We start from the raw sequence: 6,497 nt of genomic DNA, 5'->3' as shown, positions 1-6,497 counted from the left end.
CGGGTGCCGCCCCGGAGCCCGCGCGGGCAGGACGGAGCGGCCGCTCCCGGCGTGGTGCGGGAGCGGCCTGCGGCGCGGAGGTCAGCGGCGGCCATGCCCGCCCGGGCCGTCGAGTCCATCGGTGTTGATGCGGTTGGTGCCCTGCTCGACGCTCTCGATGTTGCGGTCGCGGGTGTCCTTCATCATGCGGACCTGCCCGACCGTGGCGTCGGTGATGCCCACCAGCGCGTCGCGGATGGACAGCATGGTGTCCTTGGTGGTCTGCCGCTCCTTCTGCTCCTGCGGCTTGGCCTTCTCCGCGAACTCGCCCTCCGTGCCCGGCCAGCTCACGGTGGGTGCCAGCTCGTCGAGGAACTCCTCGGTCATGCTCCTGGTCAGGGTGCCGATCTCCTCCAGCTGCTTGGCCAGGGCCTCGATGCGATTCGGGTCTACGTAGTACCGCTGTCCCATCGTCAGTCCTCTCCCTCTTCGCCGATCGCGTCCCGCCAGCCGGGAGTGGCCTGGCCACCGCGTGCCGTGTCCTCGGCGTCGTCGCGCAGCACCTCGGGGCCGAAGATGCGCTCCCAGTCCATCTCGAAGCCCTTCAGCTCCGGAACGTTGCTGCTGGGCTCGGTGAAGGGCGCCATCGCCTTCATCACGTGCCGGTTCATCTTCAGGCGCGCCGCACCGGCCGCCTCCAGGACGCTGGCGGCCAGCTCCTGGGGAGACATGTCGCGGTACTTGTTCTCCAGGAACTCGATGCCGCTCAGCTCGCCCTGCGGGCCCGCGGTGGCACGGACCGCGCGGTCGGAGGAGAGCGCCGTGAACGACGCGGTCCGCAGCTCGCGCTCGGTGCGCGCGACCGCTTCCTGGGCCGCCTGCAGTTCGACCATGGCCTTCTCCAGGCGCTTCTCCAGTGGTTCCGTCACGCCCACTCCCTCCTTCTCCGTCGGTCTTCCCGCACATCCGGCCGCCCGTGCGTCCGGACAGTGTGTCCGGTCACGGTCTCCGGTCCGTCGACTACTCCGATGATCTTGCCTGGTGTGGACACCGCTGCGGAAGCCGGGGTGGGTCGTGTGCGTCTCCACGCGTCGGCGCGGCGCGACCGGCCGCGGATCACCGGCCGATGACGGCCGGGGTGCCGCCCTCCTCGGTACCCCACACGTCCGCGTCCTCCTCGAGGTAGTCGGCGGACGTGACGGGCCTGCCGCTCTGATCCGCCTCCTCCTGGGGGGCGTCGCCTCCGGTGGTCGTCACCCGGGAGGCCGGGGACAGGAAGGTGTCGCTGTCCTCCTGCCTGTTCCACGGGCTGCGCCGGCGACGGTTGCGGCGCTCGCTCTCCTCGGCCGCGTCGACCAGGACGGAACGCACCCGCTCGCCGTTCCCCTTCTCGCCGCCCCCGCCCATACCGCCCATGCCGCCGCCCATCGGCATGCCGGGGCTGCCGGGCATTCCCGGCGCTCCGGGGGTGCCCCCGGAGCCGCCCGTGGCGGCGGTGAGCGGGCTTCCCGCGCCCGCGGTGACACTGTCGGAGAGGGGGGCGACTCCGTTCGCGCCGATGCCGTCCAGGGACACGGAGCCACCCGGGATGCCGCCGCCGGACGCACCGGCGGTCGCCTGGCCACCGCCGAGGCCCAGCTCGGAGAACGGTACGTCGCGGCTGGTGGTGCCGTCGCCGCCGCCACCCCCGCCGAGGCCACCGAGATCGCCGAGGCTGCCCAGCCCGTCGAGGATGCCCGAGCTGTCCGTCCTGACGGGCAGGTTGAGGTCCTTCAGGTCCACCGTCTCGGTCCTGCCCTGCGGGTCGGTGACCGTGGCGACGCCGGTGTCCGGGTCGATGACCTGGGTGGAGCCGTCCGGGAAGGTGGTGGTCAGCTTGCCGTTGTCCAGGAACGTCGTGGAGCCGTCGGGGTTGTTCACCCTCGCCCCGTGGGTGAGGTCTGTCTCGACGGTGGAGCCGTCCGCGGCGGTACTGGTGAACATCCCGCTCTCCGGATCGAAGGAGGTCGAGCCACCGTCCGCGAACATGGTGGCGAAGTCACCGTCGACGAGCCCGGTCTGCCCGCCCGTCGGGGTCTCCAGACCGTCCAGGCTCGAGAGGTCGCCCAGGTCGCCCAGACCGCCGTTGCCCGTGTTCAGATCGCCGAGGTTGCCGAGGTTCTCGGTCGTGACGGTGCCGTCGGGGTCGGTGGTGACGGCCTGACCGGTCGCCGGGTCGACGACCTGCTTCGTACCGTCCGGGAAGGTGGTGGTCAGCTTGCCGTCGTCGCCGAGCGAGGTCACCGACCCGTCCGGGTTGGTGACGCGGATGCCTTCACCCAGGTCCTGCGTCGTGACACTGCCGTCCGGGCTCGTGGTGGTGAGCAGTCCGCTGTCCGGGTCGAAGGACGTGCTGCTGCCGTCCGGGAAGTCGGTGGTGAGCTCGCCGCCGCCGAGCTGCGTACTGCCCCCGGTCGGGGTCTCCAGGCTCGGCCGCTCGCCACTGTTCAGGTCACCGAGGTTGCCCAGGTCACCGATCGAGTCGGTGGGCAGCTGGGAGTTGAGGTCCCCGAGGTCTCCGAGGCCGCCGTTGCCCGTGTTGAGACCGCCGAGGTTGCCGAGGTTCTCGGTCGTGACGGTGCCGTCGGGGTCGGTGGTGACGGCCTGACCGGTCGTCGGGTCGACGACCTGGGTGGTGCCGTCCGGGAAGGTGGTGGTCAGCTTGCCGTCGTCGCCGAGCGAGGTCACCGACCCGTCCGGGTTGGTGACGCGGATGCCCTCGCCCAGGTCCTGCGTCGTGACACTGCCGTCCGGGTGCGTGGTGGTGAGCAGTCCGCTGTCCGGGTCGAAGGACGTGCTGCTGCCGTCCGGGAAGTCGGTGGTGAGCTCGCCGCCGCCGAGCTGCGTACTGCCCCCGGTCGGGGTCTCCAGGCTCGGCCGCTCGCCACTGTTCAGGCCACCGAGGTTGCCCAGCTCCTGGGTGATCGCCTCGTTGGCCGCGTCGGTGGCGTTCTTCGTGCCGCCCGGGCCGTTGTTCAGGCCGCCGAGGTTGCCGAGGTTCTGGCTGACGGGGGGCGGGAATGCCGCGGACGACTGCTGGTTGTTCACGTCGCCGAGGTTGCCGAGCTCCTCGGTGATCACGTTGTCCAGGTCGCCGTTGCCGCCCGGGTTGTTGAGGTTGCCGAGGTCGCCGTTGCTCTCGGTGACCGGGATGTTCAGCAGGTCGTTGAGGTTCTGCTCGTTGAGCGCGTTGGGATCGTTGATGCCGCCGAGGCTCTCCTCGATGGACTTCTGCTGCTCCTCGGCCTCGCGCTTGGCCTCCTCCTGCTCCCGTCGCTGTTCCTCGCGCAGCTCGTCCGCGTACTTCTTGTCCTCGTCGCGCTGCTGGTTCTGCTCGTTCCGCAGCTCGTCCTGGAGGTTCTTGGCCTCCTCCTGTTCGCGCCGCTGTTCCTCTCGCAGCTCGTCCTGGTACTTCTTGTCCTCTTCGCGCTGCTTGTTCTGTTCCTCGCGCAGCTCGTCCGCGTACTTCTTGTCTTCCTCGCGCTGCCGCTCCTGCTCCTCGCGCAGCTCGTCCTGGTACTTCTTGTCCTCTTCGCGCTGCTTTCTCTGTTCCTCGCGCAGCTCGTCCTGGTACTTCTTGTTCTCCTCGTTCTGCCGCTTGATCTCCTCCTTCTCCTCCTCGAGCTTCTTCTTCTCGTACTCCTCCGAGGCCGTGCCGGTCGACTTCGGCTTGGGTACGTTGTCGGCGAAGTCCTTGCCCAGGTCCAGGAAGTGGTTGTTCAGCGTCGACTGCACCCCGCGGGCGGGGGTGACCAGGAGTTCGTCGACGCCCTTGCTCCAGATCTCGACCGCCTTGTCGCCGACCTTCGCCCAGTTGGCGATGTCGGTGAGGTCCCCGTACTCGGGGTGCACCTGGGAGAAGCCGCCCTGCGGGCTGTGGGAGACGGTCGTCATGTACCGGCTCGTGTAGGACTTGATGTCCGTCTTGGCCACGTTCTCCGTGTCCACCCACTGGGCGAGGTCGTCCAGGACGTAGCGCAGCACCCGGTGCGGGTCGTAGTACGGGGACTTGGCCCACTCCAGCCATGCCGCCAGCAGTGTGTTGGCTGCGTCCACGAGGTACGAGCGGCCCAGGGACAGCGCGCGCGAGTACACCGTGTTGCCCGTCGCGGTCTCGTTCCCCGTGCCGGCCGAGGAGTTGAAGGTCTCGACATAGGCGTCGTAGTTCTCGCGGACCTTCTTCAGCAGGCTGCGGAAGACCTCAGCAGCCTCACCCTTCCAGCTGGCGTCCTCCCGGCCGAAGCGGTCCTCCCAGTCCTTGAGCACCGGTGCCTGGTCCTTGAAGAACTTGGCCGCGAAGTCGAAGGAGTCGCCGGTCTGGTTGAAGGAGTTCAGGTCCACCACGGCTTCCTCGGCCACACCGAGGTTGCTGAAGCGTGCGTTCTGCGTGCCGCCCGTCAGCAGCTCGAGGAGCGCCGCCCGCGGCCCGTTCATGTACTGGGCGAGCGGGATGGTGCTCATCTTGTCTTTGTTGTAGTCCGTGAACTCGTTGCCTTCCCGGACGTCCACGTTCTTCACGTCGTCGGAGTCGGTACCGGCGAAGATGATCTCCTCACCGGCCTTCACCCGCCCCTCGAAGACGATGCGGGCCTGCATGATGGAGCGCTTCTTGCCGCTGTCGAAGAACCAGATGTCGTAGTCCTGGCCCTTGTTCTGCAGGAAGCCGGAGTCCTTGACGAGCAGGCTGAGGCTGCGCTCCTTGATGTCCATCCGGAAGAGCTTGCCGCCGTGGTCGGAGCGGAGCTTGTCGAAGATGGTGGCGCGGTCCGGCACCGGGTAGCCGGTGATGTGGGTGACCAGGGCGGCCCAGGTGTCGGCCGACGCTCCGCCGACCTTCTCGTACTTGTCGACGTTGGCGACGGAGTTGGGATCGTACTGATCGGGCACCGGGCACCCTTTCTGGTCGGTTGTCGTCCGCGCCGGCGCACCGCCCCTTCCCGTGGACGTGCGGCCGGGTGTCTCTCACATGTGTGTGCGGGGCGGCCGGGGCGCCGCCGTCGCACACGGCACAGGATCAGGTACCTGTCGTCTCCGTGGATCCGCTGGTCAGCGTGTCGACCTCGTCGAAGGTCTGCAGCAGCGTCTGCGCGTCGATGGCGTTGAGGTTCTTGTCCTTGGTCTTGTTGGCCTCTTCGATGGTGTCGGTGAGCGCTTCCTTCAGCTCTTTGAAGAGTTCCATCTGGTCACCCAGCAGCTTGTCGATGGCCTCGGCCGCGGTGCGGACGCCCTCGATCAGCTTGGGTCCGGAGACCAGGGTCTCGGTGGTCATCTTGCCGATGCGCAGGAGTTGCTGACCCTGGATGAGGTTGTCCGCGCTGGTGTGCCCGTCGATGAGGTCGCCCAGCGGCCGGCTGTGGGGCGCGTCGCCGTCCTCCCGGTGCTTCTTCGCCTTCGTGTACACCGGCTGCACTTCGTTGTCCCGGAAGTTCTCCATCTGCTTGAGGTCGAAATGCTTGACGTCGGCCTTCTCACCAGCCATGGGACGTCCTCCTGCCGCTCGGTACCGGACGGAACACGGGCCGGCCGGACGAAGAGGAGTCCGGCCGGCCCGGGGGAACTGCCGCTCGGATCGTGCCGGGGGCGCGGTGCCCCGGCACGATCCGGACGGAAGACCTCAGCGAGCCCGCACATTGCCCCAGTTGTCAGCGCTTCGGCGCTCGTCACGGGAGTGGTTGTCGTGGATGCTCTGGACCAGCTCACCGCTGTCGCCGAGGAGCAGGGCCATGTTCTTGGTGGCCTGGTCCCACTCCGCCTGGACGCCGCGGTACATCGCCTGGTCGTCACCCTCCCAGGACAGCACGAGCGGCTTCAGCTCGTCCTCGAGGTTGTTGAGGGTGGTGATGATCTGCTGGGTCTGGCCCTTCAGCTCCTCGATCGCGTTGCGGACCGTGGAGTACTGCACATCGATGATGCCGTCAGCCATGACATCTCCTCTCGGGGGGCCGGGCGCCGTGGCCCGGGAAGCTCACGGACTCCGGCCTCCCCTGAGGGGGCCGGGGTGCCGCAGGGGGTGGGTCAGCGCAGCGCTTCGAAGACGCCCTGACTGGTCTTGCTGTTGAGCACCTCGGTCAGGTCCTGGTTCTCCTTCGCCAGGCGGTCTGCCGAGGTCACGTTCTCCTGGAGCGCGTCGATCATCTTGCTGATCTGGACGACGACCTTCTGCGCCTCGGAGTTCCAGCTGCGGAAGAGCTTCAGCAGAGCCTGGCCCTCGTCACCGCCGACGCCCGAACGCGCCGCGACCTCGGCCACGTTGTTCTGGATCTTCTCGACCGCGGCCCGGGCCGACTCCAGGGAGGAGACACCTCCCAAGCCCTTGGCATAGTCCGCTTTCCTTGCGCCAGTGTCCGCCACGTCACGCTCCCTTCGATCACGCGAGTCTCCTCGCACCGTTGCCCGCTGAGGCTAAAGAGAATCCACTGCCCGGCGCAACGTATGCAGGAAAGATTTGAGCATAGGTCAGCTCACCGGAACCCCTGCGC

6 protein-coding genes are annotated in these 6,497 nt (G+C 68.1%); all 6 read right to left on the bottom strand.

Features of this window, described 5'->3' with window-relative positions:
* Positions 1-81 precede the first annotated feature (81 nt).
* Complete coding sequence (locus OG927_RS25150) at positions 82-450, bottom strand: hypothetical protein (RefSeq protein ID WP_056789287.1); 369 nt, start codon at positions 448-450, stop codon at positions 82-84.
* A 2-nt stretch (positions 451-452) separates the two neighbouring features.
* On the bottom strand, positions 453-908 hold the full coding sequence (locus OG927_RS25145; RefSeq protein WP_056789284.1) for a YbaB/EbfC family nucleoid-associated protein: 456 nt from the start codon (positions 906-908) through the stop codon (positions 453-455).
* 187 nt (positions 909-1,095) lie between these two features.
* On the bottom strand, positions 1,096-4,905 hold the full coding sequence (locus OG927_RS25140) for an AAWKG family protein (protein WP_330320812.1): 3,810 nt from the start codon (positions 4,903-4,905) through the stop codon (positions 1,096-1,098).
* A 127-nt stretch (positions 4,906-5,032) separates the two neighbouring features.
* Positions 5,033-5,497 carry a type VII secretion system-associated protein gene (locus OG927_RS25135; RefSeq protein WP_056789281.1) on the bottom strand — a complete coding sequence of 155 codons (465 nt, stop codon included), beginning with the start codon at positions 5,495-5,497 and terminating at the stop codon, positions 5,033-5,035.
* Positions 5,498-5,632: 135 nt separating this feature from the next.
* Positions 5,633-5,941 (bottom strand): WXG100 family type VII secretion target, encoded by a 309-nt coding sequence (locus OG927_RS25130; protein ID WP_056789278.1) that lies wholly within the window; start codon positions 5,939-5,941, stop codon positions 5,633-5,635.
* A gap of 92 nt (positions 5,942-6,033) precedes the next feature.
* Positions 6,034-6,369 (bottom strand): hypothetical protein, encoded by a 336-nt coding sequence (locus OG927_RS25125; RefSeq protein ID WP_056789274.1) that lies wholly within the window; start codon positions 6,367-6,369, stop codon positions 6,034-6,036.
* Positions 6,370-6,497 lie beyond the last annotated feature (128 nt).

The sequence above is a fragment of the Streptomyces clavifer genome (assembly GCF_036345975.1).
GTDB lineage: Bacteria > Actinomycetota > Actinomycetes > Streptomycetales > Streptomycetaceae > Streptomyces > Streptomyces clavifer.
Note: the sequence above shows the minus strand (reverse complement) of the source record. Positions and strands in the feature narration are given on the sequence as shown.